Annotated in this window: 14 protein-coding genes; 10 read left to right on the top strand and 4 right to left on the bottom strand. The window is 71.7% G+C overall.

Translation table 11 applies throughout. The annotated features are described in order from the left end of the window. Positions 1-18 precede the first annotated feature (18 nt). The 6 genes from metK to ACZ6KO_RS30490 all read left to right on the top strand — a co-directional run bounded on the left by metK (position 19) and on the right by ACZ6KO_RS30490 (position 8,954). On the top strand, positions 19-1,242 hold the full coding sequence (metK, locus tag ACZ6KO_RS30515) for a methionine adenosyltransferase (protein ID WP_469307222.1): 1,224 nt from the start codon (positions 19-21) through the stop codon (positions 1,240-1,242). Between the two features lie 100 nt (positions 1,243-1,342). After that, positions 1,343-2,326: a carbohydrate kinase family protein gene (locus ACZ6KO_RS30510; protein ID WP_469307221.1), complete on the top strand. Its 984-nt coding sequence runs from the start codon at positions 1,343-1,345 to the stop codon at positions 2,324-2,326. Then, positions 2,323-5,802 (top strand): methionine synthase, encoded by a 3,480-nt coding sequence (metH, locus tag ACZ6KO_RS30505; protein WP_469307220.1) that lies wholly within the window; start codon positions 2,323-2,325, stop codon positions 5,800-5,802. Before ACZ6KO_RS30510 ends, metH begins: the two co-directional genes overlap by 4 nt. Before the next feature lie 97 nt (positions 5,803-5,899). After that, positions 5,900-6,805, top strand: a complete 906-nt coding sequence (gene metF, locus ACZ6KO_RS30500) for a methylenetetrahydrofolate reductase [NAD(P)H] (protein WP_469307293.1) — start codon at positions 5,900-5,902, stop codon at positions 6,803-6,805. A gap of 5 nt (positions 6,806-6,810) precedes the next feature. Next, a complete protein-coding gene (ahcY, locus tag ACZ6KO_RS30495) occupies positions 6,811-8,202 on the top strand; it encodes an adenosylhomocysteinase (RefSeq protein WP_469307219.1) in 1,392 nt (463 codons plus the stop codon). Between the two features lie 155 nt (positions 8,203-8,357). Next, a complete protein-coding gene (locus ACZ6KO_RS30490) occupies positions 8,358-8,954 on the top strand; it encodes an anthrone oxygenase family protein (RefSeq protein ID WP_469307218.1) in 597 nt (198 codons plus the stop codon). 87 nt (positions 8,955-9,041) lie between these two features. On the opposite strand, the gene ACZ6KO_RS30485 is transcribed toward ACZ6KO_RS30490, so the two are convergent. Continuing rightward, positions 9,042-9,539, bottom strand: coding sequence for an anthrone oxygenase family protein (locus ACZ6KO_RS30485; RefSeq protein ID WP_469307217.1), 498 nt, complete (start codon positions 9,537-9,539; stop codon positions 9,042-9,044). Between the two features lie 175 nt (positions 9,540-9,714). Here ACZ6KO_RS30485 and ACZ6KO_RS30480 point away from each other — a divergent pair, with 175 nt between their 5' ends. Both ACZ6KO_RS30480 and ACZ6KO_RS30475 read left to right on the top strand, forming a co-directional pair. Next, positions 9,715-11,289 carry an acyl-CoA carboxylase subunit beta gene (locus ACZ6KO_RS30480; RefSeq protein ID WP_469307216.1) on the top strand — a complete coding sequence of 525 codons (1,575 nt, stop codon included), beginning with the start codon at positions 9,715-9,717 and terminating at the stop codon, positions 11,287-11,289. Then, positions 11,286-11,477 (top strand): acyl-CoA carboxylase epsilon subunit, encoded by a 192-nt coding sequence (locus ACZ6KO_RS30475; protein ID WP_469307215.1) that lies wholly within the window; start codon positions 11,286-11,288, stop codon positions 11,475-11,477. The genes ACZ6KO_RS30480 and ACZ6KO_RS30475 overlap by 4 nt, the downstream gene beginning before the upstream one ends. 74 nt (positions 11,478-11,551) lie before the next feature. Here the strand turns inward: ACZ6KO_RS30475 and ACZ6KO_RS30470 are convergent, their stop codons facing one another. Both ACZ6KO_RS30470 and ACZ6KO_RS30465 read right to left on the bottom strand, forming a co-directional pair. Then, positions 11,552-11,758: an acyl-CoA carboxylase subunit epsilon gene (locus ACZ6KO_RS30470; RefSeq protein ID WP_469307214.1), complete on the bottom strand. Its 207-nt coding sequence runs from the start codon at positions 11,756-11,758 to the stop codon at positions 11,552-11,554. Then, complete coding sequence (locus ACZ6KO_RS30465) at positions 11,755-13,332, bottom strand: acyl-CoA carboxylase subunit beta (RefSeq protein ID WP_469307213.1); 1,578 nt, start codon at positions 13,330-13,332, stop codon at positions 11,755-11,757. The genes ACZ6KO_RS30470 and ACZ6KO_RS30465 overlap by 4 nt, the downstream gene beginning before the upstream one ends. Before the next feature lie 258 nt (positions 13,333-13,590). Between ACZ6KO_RS30465 and ccrA the strand changes: the two genes are divergently transcribed. Next, on the top strand, positions 13,591-14,973 hold the full coding sequence (gene ccrA / locus ACZ6KO_RS30460) for a crotonyl-CoA carboxylase/reductase (protein ID WP_469307212.1): 1,383 nt from the start codon (positions 13,591-13,593) through the stop codon (positions 14,971-14,973). Next, entirely contained in the window at positions 14,970-16,022 is a 1,053-nt protein-coding gene (locus ACZ6KO_RS30455) for an AIR synthase-related protein (RefSeq protein WP_469307211.1), read from the top strand. The genes ccrA and ACZ6KO_RS30455 overlap by 4 nt, the downstream gene beginning before the upstream one ends. Here the strand turns inward: ACZ6KO_RS30455 and ACZ6KO_RS30450 are convergent. Then, a complete protein-coding gene (locus ACZ6KO_RS30450) occupies positions 15,985-17,358 on the bottom strand; it encodes an MFS transporter (protein WP_469307210.1) in 1,374 nt (457 codons plus the stop codon). The two genes, ACZ6KO_RS30455 and ACZ6KO_RS30450, sit on opposite strands and share 38 nt — an antisense overlap. Between the last annotated feature and the right edge of the window lie 178 nt (positions 17,359-17,536).

The following is a 17,536-nucleotide window of genomic DNA, read 5'->3' as shown; positions in this document are numbered from 1 at the left end:
CCAGCCACCAGGAGTGACATGTCCCGCCGCCTGTTCACCTCGGAGTCCGTGACCGAGGGCCACCCCGACAAGATCGCCGACCAGATCAGCGACACCATCCTCGACGCCCTGCTCCGCGAGGACCCCGCGTCCCGCGTCGCCGTCGAGACCCTGATCACCACCGGCCTGGTCCACATCGCGGGAGAGGTGACGACGCAGGCGTACGCGCCGATAGCCGCCCTCGTGCGCGAGAAGATCCTGGAGATCGGCTACGACTCCTCCGCCAAGGGCTTCGACGGCGCCTCCTGCGGCGTGTCCGTCTCGATCGGCGCGCAGTCCCCCGACATCGCGCAGGGCGTGGACGTGGCGTACGAGTCGCGGGTGGAGGGTGCCGCCACAGGTGAGGAAGGGGACGAGCTGGACCGGCAGGGCGCCGGCGACCAGGGCCTGATGTTCGGCTACGCCACGGACGAGACCCCCGAGCTGATGCCGCTGCCCATCCACCTCGCCCACCGCCTCTCGCGCCGGCTGACGGAGGTCCGCAAGGACGGCACCGTCCCCTACCTGCGCCCCGACGGCAAGACCCAGGTCACCATCGAGTACGACGGTGACAAGCCGGTCCGCCTCGACACGGTCGTCGTCTCCTCGCAGCACGCCGCCGACATCGACCTGGAGTCCCTCCTCACCCCCGACATCCGCGAGAACGTCGTGGAGTACGTGCTGCGCCAGCTCGCCGAGGACGGCATCAAGCTGGACACCGAGGGCTACCGGCTGCTGGTGAACCCGACCGGCCGCTTCGAGATCGGCGGCCCGATGGGCGACGCCGGCCTGACCGGCCGCAAGATCATCATCGACACGTACGGCGGCATGGCCCGGCACGGCGGCGGCGCGTTCTCGGGCAAGGACCCGTCCAAGGTGGACCGTTCGGCGGCGTACGCGATGCGCTGGGTCGCCAAGAACGTGGTCGCCGCCGGGCTCGCCTCGCGGTGCGAGGTGCAGGTCGCGTACGCGATCGGCAAGGCCGAGCCGGTGGGCCTGTTCGTGGAGACGTTCGGCACCCACACCGTCCCCACCGACCGCATCGAGAACGCCATCGCCGAGGTCTTCGACCTCCGCCCGGCCGCGATCATCCGCGACCTCGACCTGCTGCGCCCGATCTACGCCCAGACCGCCGCGTACGGCCACTTCGGCCGTGAGCTGCCGGACTTCACCTGGGAGCGCACCGACCGCGCCGAGCGCCTGAAGGCCGCCGCCGGTCTCTGAGCCGGCCCGGCCCCCATCACCCGCACCACCGCACCACCCGCACCACCCGCACCACATCGACCACTTCGCCCCGCAGACCGACCAGCTCACAGGAGTCCACGTGCGAATCGCGGTGACCGGATCCATCGCCACAGATCACCTCATGGCCTTCCCGGGCCGGTTCGTCGACCAGCTGCTCCCCGACCAGCTGGAACACGTCTCGCTGTCCTTCCTCGTCGACGCGCTGGAGGTCCGGCGGGGCGGAGTGGCGGCCAACATCGCCTACGGGCTCGGCGGACTGGGACTCGTCCCGCTCCTCGCCGGCGCCGTCGGCCCCGACTTCGGCGAGTACGAGGTCTGGCTCAAGGAGCACGGCGTCGACACCAGCGCGGTGTACGTCTCCGCCGAACGCCAGACCGCTCGCTTCATGTGCATGACCGACCAGGACTCCAACCAGATCGCCTCGTTCTACGCGGGCGCCATGGCGGAGGCCGGCCGGATCGACCTGCGGGCCGTCCACGCCCGTACCCCGCTCGACCTGGTCCTCGTCTCGCCCAACGACCCGGGCGCGATGGTCCACCACACCGAGCAGGCCCGCGAACTCGGCGTCCCCTTCGCCGCCGACCCCTCCCAGCAGCTCGCCCGGCTCTCCGGCGCCGAGGTGCGGCAGCTGGTGGACGGCGCCCGCTGGCTGTTCACCAACGAGTACGAGTCCGCGCTGCTGCGCGAGCGCGCCGAGTGGAGCCACGCCGACGTCCTCGGCCGGGTCAGCGCCTGGGTCACCACGCTGGGCGCGCAGGGCGTCCGCATCGACCGCGAGGGCGAGCCGACGATCACCGTCCGCGCCGTTCCCGACGTCACCGCCGAGGACCCCACCGGTGTCGGCGACGCGTTCCGCTCCGGCTTCCTCGCCGCCCTCAGCTGGAAGCTGCCGCTGGAGAACGCGGCCCAGCTCGGCTGCGCGATGTCGGCGCTGGTCCTGGCCGCCGTCGGCTCCCAGTCGTACGAGATCCAGCCCGCGGCCCTGCTGGACACCATCCGCACGGTGTACGGGGACGACGCCGCGGCCCTCGTCGAACCGCATCTGCAAGGAAGGCCGTCATGACCGCCGACACCGCCGCCGCGCGGGCGCAGGAACGCGCGAACGCCCTCAGAGAAGCCCTCGCCACCCGCGTGGTGGTCGCCGACGGCGCGATGGGCACCATGCTCCAGGAGCAGGACCCCACGCTGGAGGACTTCGAGCAGCTGGAGGGTTGCAACGAGATCCTCAATGTCACCCGTCCCGACATCGTGCGCTCGGTGCACGAGGCGTATTTCGGGGTCGGTGTGGACTGTGTGGAGACCAACACCTTCGGCACCAACTACGCGGCGCTCGCCGAGTACGAGATCGTCGAGCGCAACTTCGAGCTGGCCGAGGCCGGGGCGCGGATCGCCCGGGAGGTCGCCGACCGGTTCACCGCCGAGACCGGGCAGCAGCGCTGGGTGCTGGGGTCGATGGGTCCGGGCACCAAGCTGCCGACGCTGGGTCATGTCGACTACGCGACGATCCGTGATGCCTACCAGATCAACGCCGAGGGACTGCTGAGCGGTGGCGCGGACGCGCTGCTGGTGGAGACCACCCAGGACCTCCTCCAGACCAAGTCCTCCATCATCGGCGCCCGCCGGGCGATGCAGGCGCTGGGCCTGTCCGTCCCGCTGATCTGCTCCGTGACCGTCGAGACCACGGGCACGATGCTGCTCGGCTCGGAGATCGGCGCCGCGTTGACGGCGCTGGAGCCGCTGGGCATCGACATGATCGGCCTGAACTGCGCCACCGGGCCGGAGGAGATGAGCGAGCACCTGCGGTATCTGGCGCGCAACGCCCGGATCCCGCTGTCCTGCATGCCGAACGCCGGCCTGCCGGTCCTGACCAAGGACGGCGCGCACTATCCGCTCTCCGCGAGCGAGCTGGCCGACGCGCAGGAGACCTTCGTCCGCGAGTACGGGCTGTCGCTGGTCGGCGGCTGCTGCGGTACGACGCCGGAGCACCTGGGACAGGTGGTCCAGCGGGTCCGGGGCGCCGCGCCCGGGACCCGCGACCCGCGTCCGGAGCCGGGGGCCGCGTCGCTGTACCAGACGGTCCCGTTCCGGCAGGACTCCTCGTACATGGCGATCGGTGAGCGGACGAACGCGAACGGGTCGAAGAAGTTCCGTGAGGCGATGCTGGAGGCCCGCTGGGACGACTGTGTGGAGATGGCGCGCGATCAGATCCGTGAGGGCGCGCACATGCTGGACCTGTGCGTGGACTATGTCGGCCGCGACGGTGTGGCGGACATGCGGGAGCTGGCGGGCCGGTTCGCGACCGCTTCCACGCTGCCGATCGTGCTGGACTCCACCGAGGTGCCGGTCATCCAGGCGGGTCTGGAGAAGCTGGGCGGCCGTGCGGTTATCAACTCGGTCAACTACGAGGACGGTGACGGGCCGGAGTCCCGTTTCGCGAAGGTCACGCGGCTGGCCCAGGAGCACGGTGCGGCGCTGATCGCGCTGACGATCGACGAGGAGGGCCAGGCCCGCACCGTCGAGCACAAGGTCGCGATCGCCGAGCGTCTCATCGAGGATCTGACCGGCAATTGGGGGATCCATGAGTGCGACATCCTCATCGACACCCTGACGTTCACGATCTGCACGGGTCAGGAGGAGTCCCGGGGGGACGGGATCGCGACGATCGAGGCGATCCGTGAGCTGAAGCGGCGTCATCCGGAGGTGCAGACCACGCTGGGTCTGTCGAACATCTCCTTCGGTCTGAACCCGGCCGCGCGGATCCTGCTGAACTCGGTGTTCCTGGACGAGTGTGTGAAGGCGGGGCTGGACTCGGCGATCGTGCACGCGAGCAAGATCCTGCCGATCGCGCGGTTCGACGAGGAGCAGGTCGGCACGGCGCTGGATCTGATCTATGACCGGCGGGCGGAGGGTTACGACCCGCTGCAGAAGCTGATGGCCCTGTTCGAGGGTGTGAACACCAAGTCGATGAAGGCCGGCAAGGCCGAGGAACTCCTCGCGCTGCCGCTGGAGGAGCGGCTCCAGCGCCGCATCATCGACGGGGAGAAGAACGGCCTGGAGGCCGATCTCGACGAGGCCCTCCAGACCCGCCCCGCCCTGGACATCGTCAACGACACCCTGCTGGAGGGCATGAAGGTCGTCGGTGAGCTGTTCGGGTCGGGGCAGATGCAGCTGCCGTTCGTGCTCCAGTCGGCGGAGGTGATGAAGACGGCGGTGGCGCACCTGGAGCCGCACATGGAGAAGTCCGACGCCGAGGGCAAGGGCACCATCGTGCTGGCCACCGTCCGCGGTGACGTCCACGACATCGGCAAGAACCTCGTCGACATCATCCTCTCCAACAACGGCTACAACGTCGTCAACATCGGTATCAAGCAGCCGGTGTCGGCGATCCTGGAGGCCGCCGAGGAGCACAAGGCCGACGTCATCGGCATGTCGGGTCTGCTCGTGAAGTCGACCGTGATCATGAAGGAGAACCTCGAGGAGCTCAACCAGCGCAAGATGGCCGCGGACTACCCGGTCATCCTCGGCGGTGCCGCCCTGACCAGGGCCTACGTCGAACAGGACCTCCACGAGATCTACGAGGGCGAGGTCCGTTACGCCCGCGACGCCTTCGAGGGTCTGCGCCTCATGGACGCCCTCATGGGCATCAAGCGCGGGGTACCGGGCGTCGAGCTGCCGCCGCTGAAGCAGCGCCGCGTCGCCAAGCGGGACACTCCGCTGCTGGTCACGGAACCGGAGGAGGGCGGCCGCTCCGACGTCGCCGTCGACAACCCGGTGCCGGCCCCGCCGTTCTGGGGCACCCGCGTCATCAAGGGCATCCCGCTCAAGGACTACGCCTCCTGGCTCGACGAGACCGCCCTGTTCAAGGGCCAGTGGGGCCTCAAGGACGCCGAGACCATCGAGACCGACGGGCGGCCCCGGCTGCGCGGCTGGCTGGACCGGCTGCACACCGACGGGCTCCTGGAAGCGGCCGTCGTCCACGGCTACTTCCCCTGCGTCTCCAAGGGCGACGACCTGATCATCCTGGACGAGGACGGCGGTGAGCGGACCCGGTTCACCTTCCCGCGCCAGCGCCGCGGCCGCCGGCTGTGCCTGGCGGACTTCTTCCGCCCCGAGGAGTCGGGGGAGACGGACGTGGTCGGCCTCCAGGTCGTCACCGTCGGCAACCGGATCGGTGAGGAGACCGCCCGGCTGTTCGCCGCCGACGCCTATCGCGAGTACATGGAGCTGCACGGCCTGTCGGTTCAGCTGGCCGAGGCCCTCGCCGAGTACTGGCACGCCCGGGTCCGTGGCGAACTGGGCATCTCCGGCTCCGACCCGGCCGCCATGGAGGGCATGTTCCGCACCGAGTACCAGGGCTGTCGCTACTCCCTGGGCTACCCCGCCTGCCCCGACCTGGAGGACCGCGCCAAGATCGCGGACCTGCTCCAGCCGGAGCGGATCGGCGTCCTGCTCTCGGAGGAGTTCCAGCTCCACCCCGAGCAGTCCACCGACGCCATCGTCGTCCACCACCCCGAGGCGAACTACTTCAACGCCCGCTGACCCCCACGTCGAAAGGAGTCCGACCGTGCCGACAGCCCTGGCCGCCGCAGCCGCCACCGCCGAACGCCCTCGTACGTCCACTCCCCGCACGCCCAGCGTGCGCGAGCTGCTGGCCCAGGGCCGTACGAGCTTCTCGTTCGAGTTCTTCCCCCCGAAGACCGCGAACGGAGAGCGTGTCCTGTGGAACGCCATCCGCCGGATCGAGGCCTTCGCGCCGTCGTTCGTGTCCGTCACGTACGGCGCCGGCGGCTCCTCCCGCGACCGCACCGTCGAGGTCACCAAGCGGATAGCCGCCGAGACCACCCTGCGGCCCGTCGCGCATCTGACGGCCGTCGGGCACACGGTCGCCGAGCTGCGCCACATCATCGGCCAGTACGCCGACGCGGGCATCCGCGACGTCCTGGCCCTGCGCGGTGACCCGCCCGGCGACCCCAAGGGGGAGTGGACGCCCGATCCCGCGGGTTTCACCCACGCGCACGAGCTGGTCAGCCTGATCCGGCAGCTCGGTGACTTCACCGTCGGCGTGGCGGCGTTCCCCGAGCGGCACCCGCGCTCGCCCAACTGGACCGAGGACATCAAGCACTTCGCCGCCAAGTGCCGGGCGGGTGCCGACTACGCCATCACCCAGATGTTCTTCCACGTCGAGGACTACCTGCGGCTGCGCGACCGGCTCGCCTCGGTCGGCTGCCTCACGCCGATCATCCCGGAGATCATGCCGGCGACCGACTTCCGGCAGATCCAGCGGTTCGCCGAGCTCAGCGACGCCCGCTTCCCGGCGGAGCTCGCCGCCCGGCTGGAGGCGGCGAAGGACAGCCCTGCGGACGGCCACCGCATCGGGGTCGAGTACGCGACCCGGATGTCGGAGCGGCTGCTGGCCGAGGGAGCGCCGGGGCTGCACTACATCACCCTGAACAAGTCCACCGCGACTCTAGAGATCCATCAGAACCTGGACGTGCGTCCGCAGGACACCCAGCCCACCGTCACCACCACCATCACGGAGTAGCCGCAATGGACTTCAAGGTCGCTGACCTTTCCCTCGCCGAGTTCGGCCGCAAGGAGATCACCCTGGCCGAGCACGAGATGCCGGGCCTGATGTCGATCCGCAAGGAGTACGCCGCCTCCCAGCCGCTGGCCGGGGCGCGGATCACCGGTTCGCTGCACATGACGGTGCAGACGGCGGTGCTGATCGAGACCCTGGTCGCGCTCGGTGCGCAGGTGCGGTGGGTGTCGTGCAACATCTACTCCACGCAGGACCACGCGGCGGCGGCGATCGCCGCGGCCGGGATCCCCGTGTTCGCCTGGAAGGGCGAGACGCTGGAGGAGTACTGGTGGTGCACGGAGCAGGCGCTGACCTGGCCCGACGGCGACGGCCCGAACATGATCCTGGACGACGGCGGTGACGCCACCCTCCTGGTCCACAAGGGCGTCGAGTACGCCAAGGCCGGCTCCGTGCCGGACCCCTCGACCGCCGACAACGAGGAGATGGCCCTGGTCCTGGCCCTGCTGCGGGACAGCAGCCTGGACTGGGTCAAGCTCGCCGCCGGGATCCGCGGTGTCACCGAGGAGACCACCACCGGGGTCCACCGCCTCTACGAGATGCACCGCGACGGCGCCCTGCTGTTCCCGGCGATCAACGTGAACGACGCGGTGACCAAGTCGAAGTTCGACAACAAGTACGGCTGCCGCCACTCCCTGGTCGACGGCATCAACCGCGCCACCGACGTCCTCATCGGCGGCAAGGTCGCGGTCGTGTTCGGCTACGGCGACGTCGGCAAGGGCTCCGCGGAGTCCCTGCGCGGCCAGGGCGCCCGCGTGATCATCACCGAGATCGACCCCATCTGCGCCCTGCAGGCCGCGATGGACGGCTACCAGGTCGCCACCCTCGAGGACGTCGTCGAGACCGCCGACATCTTCATCACCACGACCGGCAACAAGGACATCATCATGGCCTCGGACATGGCCCGGATGAAGCACCAGGCCATCGTGGGCAACATCGGCCACTTCGACAACGAGATCGACATGGCCGGGCTGGCGAAGGTCGAGGGCATCGTCAAGGACGAGGTCAAGCCGCAGGTCCACACCTGGACCTTCCCCGACGGCAAGGTCCTGATCGTGCTGTCCGAGGGCCGGCTGCTCAACCTCGGCAACGCCACCGGCCACCCGTCCTTCGTGATGTCGAACTCCTTCGCGGACCAGACCCTGGCCCAGATCGAGCTCTTCACCAAGACCGACGAGTACCCCATCGGCGTCTACGTGCTCCCCAAGCACCTTGACGAAAAGGTTGCCCGCCTCCACCTTGACGCGCTGGGCGTCAAGCTCACGACGCTCCGCCCTGAGCAGGCCGAATACATCGGCGTGAACGTCGAGGGTCCCTACAAGCCGGACCACTACCGCTACTGACGCGTGGCCGACCGGCCGGAAACGACCACCCGCTCTCGACGCCCGCTCAAGGGCGGGTGGACGGCCATGGCAGGAATTCCCGGGGGAGTGCCACGATCGGATGTCCGTGCCGAGGGCAATCAGTACTCCGACGACCCCAGATGAGGACGCACCCCATGAACCCCAATCCGGCCGGTAGCCACAACCCCTATTCCGCGGCTCCTCCTGGCGCCTACCAGCCCCCGGCGCAGCCCGCGCCGGCCGCCGGGAGCACCAAGCTGGGCACCGCCCTGCTCGTTGTCTCGACCGTGCTGGTGGGCCTGATGGCGGGCCTGTTCTTCGCCTACGACGTCTCGGTGATGCCGGGCCTGGCCGACACCGACCAGCGCACGTACGTCACCGCGATGCAGAACTTCAACGCGGAGATCGACGGCAACGGCCTGTTCGGAATGGCCTTCGTGCTGGCCCTGCTGACGGCCGTGGCCTCGGCGGTCATCGAGTTCCGCAGGGGCCGCAGGTCCGTGGCCCTGTGGGTCGGCGCCGCGGCCGTCGCCTACTTCATCGTGCTCATGATCACATTCTCCGTGAACATCCCGCTGAACAACGAGCTCAAGGACCTCGGCGACGCGGCGAAGGCCACGGACTTCTCCATCGTCGACAAGTTCAAGAGCACGTGGGTCTCCACCAACATCATCCGTACGCTCCTGTGCACGGCGGCCCTGACGGCGCTCTCCCGTGCCCTCGTCCTCTACGGCCGGGCCACCTCCCGGTAACCCCGGCCGCAGGCACGGACGACGAGAGGCCCCGCCGACCCGGCGGGGCCTCTTCGTTCGTCGCCGACGCGACCGCCACCGTCGGGCTCAGGCCTGGCCGCCGTACACGTACAGGGCCCAGCCGAGGCAGCCCAGCGACGCCGTGCACAGCAGGGTGCGCACGACGTTGGCGCGGGCCCAGGGGCCCTCGAAGGCCCGCCGGACCGCGCCCGGGTCGGCGATCCGGCCGACCGGGCCGGCCTTCTCCAGGGCGTTGTTCAGCGGGATGTTGACCTTGTTGGTCACGCCCATCGCGATGACGTACAGCACCAGGGCCGCGATCAGCGGCGGCAGGACCTCCCGGCCGTCCTTCGGGACGTGCAGGCCGACCGCCAGCGCCGTGAAGAGGAAGGCGCCGATGTAGCCGAGGACGAACCAGCCGTTGAGGATCGCCACGTTGATCTTCTGCATGACCTCGACGACGGTACGGTCGTCCGTGCGCTTGAGGCCCGGCATCACCGAGACGGAGAAGCCGTAGAAGAGGCCGCTGACGAGGCCCATCGTGATCGTCGCGGCGATGAGCGACGCGAGCCGTGCCGTTTCCACGTCGGATTCCCCCTGCTCGTGGTCAGGTCATGAACGGGTCATCGAATCGTCAAGTCACCGCGATCATACGGGTGGACGGGCCACCGGTCGCGGTGGATTCGAGCGGGTTTCCAAGGAGTCTTGAGGGCTCCGCGCGACGGTGGCTGAATCCGGCCTTCAGACCTGGAGGATCCATATGACCATCGCCGACGCACCGCCCGTAGCGCTCCAGGACCGTGCCGCGGAACTGGCCGACATCAAGGCCCTGGCCGTCGCCGGGCCGGACGAGCGGGCCACCGAGCGCCAGCACGCCAAGGGCAAGCTGACCGCCCGGGAGCGCATCGAGCTGCTGCTCGACGCGGGCTCCTTCCACGAGATCGAGGCCCTGCGGCGGCACCGCGCGAGCGGATTCGGCCTGGAGCACAAGCGGCCCTACACCGACGGTGTGATCACCGGCTGGGGCACGGTCGAGGGCCGCACCGTCTTCGTCTACGCCCACGACTTCCGCATCTTCGGCGGGGCCCTCGGCGAGGCGCACGCCGAGAAGATCCACAAGGTGATGGACCTCGCGGAGGCCGCGGGCGCCCCGCTGGTCTCGCTCAACGACGGGGCGGGCGCGCGGATCCAGGAGGGCGTCAGCGCGCTCGCCGGGTACGGCGGCATCTTCCAGCGCAACACCCGCGCCTCGGGGGTCATCCCGCAGATTTCGGTGATGCTGGGCCCGTGCGCGGGCGGGGCGGCGTACTCGCCGGCGCTGACGGACTTCGTGTTCATGGTCCGGGAGACCTCGCAGATGTTCATCACCGGCCCGGACGTGGTGCGGGCGGTGACCGGTGAGGAGATCACGCAGAACGGGCTCGGCGGCGCCGACGTGCACGCCGCGACCTCCGGGGTGGCCGCCTTCGCGTACGACGACGAGGAGAGCTGCCTGGAGGACGTCCGCCACCTGCTCTCCCTGCTGCCCGCGAACAACCGCGAGACCGCGCCGCGCGAGGAGTGCGACGATCCCGCCGACCGGCCGACCGACGCCCTGCTGGACATCGTCCCGGTCAACCCGCAGCAGTCGTACGACATCCGGCGCGTGATCGAGGAGGTCGTCGACCACGGCGAGTACTTCGAGGTGCAGCCGGCCTGGGCGCAGAACGTGGTGTGCGTGCTCGCCCGGATGGACGGCCACGTCACCGGGTTCGTCGCCAACCAGCCCGCCGCCCTCGCCGGGGTCCTGGACATCCACGCCTCCGAGAAGGCGGCGCGGTTCGTGCAGTTCTGCGACGCCTTCTCCATCCCGCTGGTCACCCTCGTGGACGTGCCCGGCTTCCTGCCGGGCGTGGACCAGGAGCACGGCGGCATCATCCGGCACGGCGCCAAGCTGCTGTACGCCTACTGCAACGCGACCGTCCCGCGTATCTCGCTGGTGCTGCGCAAGGCCTACGGCGGCGCGTACATCGTGATGGACTCCCGCTCCATCGGCGCCGACCTGGCCCTGGCCTGGCCCACCAACGAGATCGCGGTGATGGGCGCGGAAGGCGCCGCGAACGTCATCTTCCGCCGCGAGATCGCGGCCGCCGACGATCCCGACGCGATGCGCTCGCAGAAGATCAAGGAGTACACGACCGAGCTCATGCACCCCTACTACGCCGCCGAGCGCGGCCTCGTCGACGACGTCATCGCCCCGTCGGAGACCCGCTCGGTGCTCACCGGCGCCCTCGGGATGCTCCGCGCCAAGTACGCCGACCTGCCCTCGCGCAAGCACGGCAACCCGCCCGTATGAGCGGCGACGGCACCTGGCGCGTCGTACGGGGACGGCCCGACGCGCTGGAGACCGCGGCCCTGGCCGTCGTCCTGGCCCTGGCGGTGGCCGGCTCGGCGGCGCCCGTACGGCAGTGGCTGCGCACCGCGCCCACCGGCTGGGACCGGAGCACGGGCTACCGGCAGGCCGGCACCTGGCGCCGCCGCTGACCCCCGGGGGGCGGAAGTCCCCCGTAGGCGGAGGCCCCCGTGGGCGGGAGCCCCGCCGTCGGCGGGGGGCCGCGCTACGAGGCCCAGGCGCCCGGCGGCCGGAAGGCCTCCCGGCCGCGCCGCCAGCCGGTGCGCGCCGGGCGGGCCTGCGCCGCCGGCTCCGGGGCCGCGCCCAGCCGGGCGGTCAGGAGCGCCGCGATGGCCGCGACCTCCTCCAGGGTCGGCGAGCCGCCGACCACCCGGAACGCCGCCTGCTGCAGTTCCGCGTCGACGGCGCTCACAGCGGCAGGTTCCCGTGCTTGCGGGCCGGCCGCGGGACGTGCTTGCCGCGCAGCATCTCCAGGGCGCCGATCAGCCGGCCGCGGGTCTCGGCGGGGTCGATGACGTCGTCCACCAGGCCGCGCTCGGCCGCGTAATAGGGGTGCATCAGCTCGCTCCTGTATTCCTTGATCTTCATCTGACGCGTCGCCTCCGGATCGTCGGAGGCGGCGATCTCGCGGCGGAAGATGACGTTCGCGGCGCCTTCGGCGCCCATGACGGCGATCTCGTTGGACGGCCAGGCCAGGGCGATGTCGGCGCCGATGGAGCGGGAGTCCATGACGATGTACGCGCCGCCGTAGGCCTTGCGCAGCACCAGCGAGATGCGCGGCACGGTGGCGTTGCAGTAGGCGTAGAGGAGCTTGGCGCCGTGCCGGATCACCCCGCCGTGCTCCTGGTCCACGCCGGGCAGGAAGCCGGGTACGTCGACCAGGGTGACCAGCGGGATGGAGAAGGCGTCGCAGAACTGCACGAACCGCGCCCCCTTCTCACTCGCGTGGATGTCGAGCACGCCCGCCATGCTGGCGGGCTGGTTGGCGACGATGCCGACGGTCCGCCCGCCCAGCCGGGCCAGCGTGCACACGAGGTTGCGCGCCCACTGGGCATGGATCTCGAAGTGCTCGCCGTGGTCGACGACCTCCTCGATGACCGCGCGCATGTCGTAGGACTGCTGGGGCTGGGAGGGGACCAGGTCGAGCAGGCGTTCGCAGCGGCGGTCGGCCGGGTCCTCGTCGTCCCCGGCGGGCGGCAGCTCCCGGTTGTTGGCGGGGAGCAGGGAGAGCAGGTGGCGGACGTCCTCCAGGCAGCTCTCCTCGTCGTCGTACGCGAAGTGCGCCACCCCCGAGGTCACCGCGTGGCTGTCGGCGCCGCCGAGCACCTCGCTGGTGACGGCCTCCCCGGTGACGGCCTGCACCACGTCGGGTCCGGTGATGAACATCTGCGAGGTCTCGCGCACCATGAAGACGAAGTCCGTCAGGGCCGGCGAGTACGCGGCGCCGCCCGCGCAGGGCCCCATGACGACGGAGATCTGCGGCAGCACCCCGGAGTTGCGGACGTTGCGCCGGAAGATGCCGCCGTAGCCGGCCAGCGCCGTGACGCCCTCCTGGATCCGGGCGCCGGCGCCGTCGCACAGACCCACGACCGGGGCCCCGGCGGCCTCGGCCAGGTCCATCACCTTGTGGATCTTCTCGGCGTGGGCCTCGCCCAGCGCGCCGCCGAAGATCCGGAAGTCGTGGGCGTACGCGAAGACGGTGCGCCCGTGCACCAGGCCCCACCCGATGACGACGCCGTCGGTGTACGGCTTCTTGTACTCCAGGCCGAAACCGGTGGCCCGGTGCCGGCGCATCCCCTCGACCTCGGTGAAGGAGCCCTCGTCGAAGAGCAGCTCCAGGCGCTCGCGCGCCGTCAGCTTGCCCTTGGCGTGCTGGGCGGCGGTGGCCGCCTCGCCGGGCCCGCGCACGACCTGCTCGCGCAGGTCCGCGAGTTCCGCCGTGCGTTCCCTCAGGTGTGCGTGCCGGATCTCCTCGCGGATGCTCATGAGGCCCCTTTCGCCGCGCCGGGCACCGGTCAGGCCGGTGCCGCGCCGACGAGCGTCCGGCGGCGCGCTAAAGGCGGGCTTGGGCGGGCTTGGGCGGGCGGGGCCGGCCGCGGGCCGGACCGGCGCGGCCGCCCCCACCAGGGCGACCGCCACCCCCTACCCCCGCGGCGGCCACCCCACTGACTGGGCCGCGCCCGGGACTTCGGGCGCAGGTCTGCGTATCAGTGGAACGTTACGTCCGAATCGCCGGAGGCCACTGTGAAGGAAATCCTCGACGCGATCGCCGCGTCGACCGCATCGGGCAGCGGTGCTCCCGCTGTCACCGCCGCCGACTTCGCGGCGCTGCCGCTGCCCGAGTCGTACCGCGCGGTGACCGTGCACAAGTCGGAGACGGACATGTTCGCGGGCATCCCGGTCCGCGAGCGAGACTCCCGCAAGTCGATGCACGTCGAGCAGGTCCCGCTGCCGGAACTGGGCCCCGGCGAGGCCCTGGTGGCCGTCATGGCCTCCTCGGTCAACTACAACACCGTGTGGACCTCGATCTTCGAGCCGCTGCCGACCTTCGGTTTCCTGGAGCGGTACGGGAGGAAGTCCGAGCTCGCCAGGCGCCACGACCTGCCGTACCACATCATCGGCTCCGACCTGGCGGGCGTGGTGCTGCGCACCGGTCCCGGCGTGAACTCCTGGAAGCCGGGCGACGAGGTCGTCGCGCACTGCCTCTCGGTGGAGCTGGAGTCCTCCGACGGCCACAACGACACGATGCTCGACCCCGAGCAGCGGATCTGGGGCTTCGAGACCAACTTCGGCGGCCTGGCGGAGATCGCGCTGGTGAAGTCCAACCAGCTGATGCCCAAGCCCGCGCATCTGAGCTGGGAGGAGGCCGCCAGCCCCGGCCTGGTCAACTCCACCGCCTACCGCCAGCTCGTCTCCCGCAACGGCGCCGGCATGAAGCAGGGCGACAACGTCCTCATCTGGGGCGCCAGCGGCGGCCTCGGCTCCTACGCCACCCAGCTGGCCCTGGCCGGCGGCGCCACGCCGATCTGTGTGGTCTCCTCGCCCGAGAAGGCCGACATCTGCCGGGCGATGGGCGCGGAAGCCGTCATCGACCGCAGCGCCGAGGGCTACCGGTTCTGGAAGGACGAGCAGACCCAGGACCCGCGCGAGTGGAAGCGCTTCGGCTCCAGGATCCGCGAGCTGACCGGCGGCGAGGACGTCGACATCGTCTTCGAGCACCCCGGCCGCGAGACCTTCGGCGCCTCCGTCTACGTCACCCGCAAGGGCGGCACGATCGTCACCTGCGCCTCCACGTCGGGCTACATCCACGAGTACGACAACCGCTACCTGTGGATGTCGCTGAAGCGGATCATCGGCTCCCACTTCGCCAACTACCGCGAGGCCTGGGAGGCCAACCGCCTGATCGCCAAGGGCAGGATCCACCCGACCCTCTCGAAGGTCTACTCCCTGGAGGAGACCGGCCAGGCCGCGTACGACGTCCACCGCAACCTCCACCAGGGCAAGGTCGGCGTCCTCGCGCTCGCCCCCGAGGAGGGCCTGGGCGTGCGCGACCACGAGCTGCGCGCGCAGCACCTCGACGCCATCAACCGCTTCCGCGACGGCCGTACGCTGCCGGAATCCGGATGACCCCGGTGAGAGCGGACACGGCCGCCGGCGCCGCCGGCGGCCAGGTCGCGCTCGCCCACGACGAGGTCAGCCCGGCGGGCACCCGGCTGCGCGCCCTGCTGGACGAGACCCTCGCGCCGGTACGGGGCGCCTGCCCGCCGCTCGGCGCGCAGCCGCCGGCCGTCGTGGCGGGCGCCTACGTGATCGACCCGCCCTTCTACGGCAGCGGCGACATCGGCCGCATCGCCGTGTGCGGCACCGTCAACGAACTCGCCGCCGCCGGCGCGGAACCGCTGGCCCTGACGCTGTCGGCGGTCGTCGAGGCCGGGCTGCCCGTGGAGCAGCTGCGCCGCCTGGCGGGCTCCGTGCGCGACGCCGCCCGGGAGGCGGGCGTGGTCGTCGCCGACGCCGACGTGCGCGTCGTACGGGCCGGCGAGGCCGACCAGGTCTACGTCCACACCACCGGCATCGGCGTGTACCGCCGGGCCCCGCTGCGGGCCGGCGACGCGCGGCCCGGCGACCGGATCGTGCTCAGCTCGGCGCTCGGCGGGCACGGCGCGCACATCCTGTCCGTACGGCGCGGCCTGGGCTTCGAGAGCCTGGTGCCCAGCGGCTGCGCACCGCTGGCCGGGCTGCTGGCCGAGGTCCGCGACGCGGCCGGCCCCGGCGCCGTGCGGGCCGCCCGCACGGTCGGGCGCGGCGGACTGGCGGCGGCGCTGCACGCGTACGCGGCCGAGCTGGGCCGCACCCTGCGCGTCGAGGAGAACGCCCTGCCCGTGCAGTACGAGGCCCGGATGGCCCTGGAGGCCATGGCCGTCGACCCGCTGCACGCCTCCAGCGAGAGCTGCCTGTGCCTGCTGGTCGCCCCGGGCGCCGTGGCCGGCGTCCTGGCCGCGCTGCGCGCCCACCCCTACGGGCGCGCGGCCGCCGTGGTCGGCGAGGTCACCGTGACGGGCGGGTACGGCCGCGGACACGCGCGGGACGGCGCCGCGCCCGTCGAGCTCGTGCGCGCCGACGGCTCCGCCGTACCGGTCATGCCCGAACCGGCGGCGCCTCCGCGGCTGACGTGACCGGCGCGCGCCGGGCCGCGGGGTCCGGCGCGCCCCGGTGCAGCAGCAGGATCAGTCCGGCCGCCGTGGCGAGGGCGGGCAGCAGCGCCATGCCCGCCAGGACGCCCCACTCGGCCCCGGCGCTCTGCCCGGCGGCCCGCCCGGTGTCCGAGGACGCGTAGCCCGACACCTGGAGGGTCAGGCCCATCAGGAACGGGCCCACCGCCAGGCCGAGCGCCTCACCGGCGCTGAACAGGCCCGACAGGGTGCCCGCCCGGCTGCCCCCGGCGCGCTCGGCGTCGGCGGCCGAGCAGTCGGCCAGCAGCGCGTACAGGAACAGCAGTTGTCCGGCGTGTCCGGTGCCGACCACGAGCAGCGCGGCCGGCGCCCAGAACAGCGGCAGCGCGGGCGCGGCGGCCAGCAGCAGGCTGCCGCCGGCGAACAGGGCGCAGGCCAGGACGAGCGCACCGCGCCGCCCGTGCCGGGCGCCCAGGCGCCGCCACAGACCCATGGTGAACAGGTTGGGCAGCACGAACGCCGCGATCAGCACCCCGGTCATGCCCGGGCGGTCCAGCACGTGCTCGGCGTAGTAGGGGCAGCCCGCCAGCAGCACGCCGGTGCCCACGACCATGACGGTGGCCCCCCGCAGCAGCCGCGCGAAGCCGGGGTTCGCGCGCAGCACCGCGGACCAGGACCGCGGGCTCCCGCCGTCGGCCGGTCCGCCGTGCGTGCCCGGCCCGGACCGCGCGGCCGTGCGGGCCGCCGCCCGCCGGGTGCCCGCGTACACGCCGAGCGTGCCGGCCACGACCACCGCGGCGCCGAACAGGCCCGCCCAGCGGTGCCCGGCCAGTCCGCCGCCGCCCGCCTCGACCACGGCCGGGGCAGCGGCCCCGGCGACCAGGGCGGCGACCGCCAGCCCCGCCACCCGGCCGCCTACCAGGCGCAGCCGCGCCGCCGGGTCGGTGGTCAGTTCGGCGGGCAGGGCGGCGTACGCGGCCTGGAAGAAGGCGAACGCGGTGGCCGTCAGCAGGAATCCGCCCGCCGCCCACAGCGCTCCGGCCGTGCCCGTGGCGAACCCCGCGAACATCAGCGCGAAGGAGGCGGCGACGGCCAGGCCGCCGCCGAGGACGAAGGCGTGCCGCGCACCGCCGCGCCGGCCGTGCGCCCGGTCGCCGACGCGCCCGGCCAGCGGGGTGAGCAGCACGTCCCAGGCCTTGGGCAGCAGGACGGCCGCGCCGGCGGCCGCCGCCCCGACCCCCAGGGTGTCGGTGAGGTAGGGCAGCAGGAGCAGACCGGGCAGCGTGTTGAAGGCACCGGTCACCAAGGAGCCCGAGGCGTAGCCGAGTCGTGTGCGCATGGCCCGATCCTGACCGGTTCCGGCCACCGGGACCAGTCGGGGCTTTTCCTCCTCGCCCCGGCTCTGACCTGGCCTTTACGATGCGTCTGCGGGGCAGGTTTCCGGTGCGGCGACCCGGTGGTGTCGGGGAGCCGCCCGACGTTCCCCACCTGTCGGGGCCACCCCGTCCGCAGTTCCT

This window comes from Streptomyces sp. NPDC042102 (genome assembly GCF_055582305.1).
Note: the sequence above shows the minus strand (reverse complement) of the source record. Positions and strands in the feature narration are given on the sequence as shown.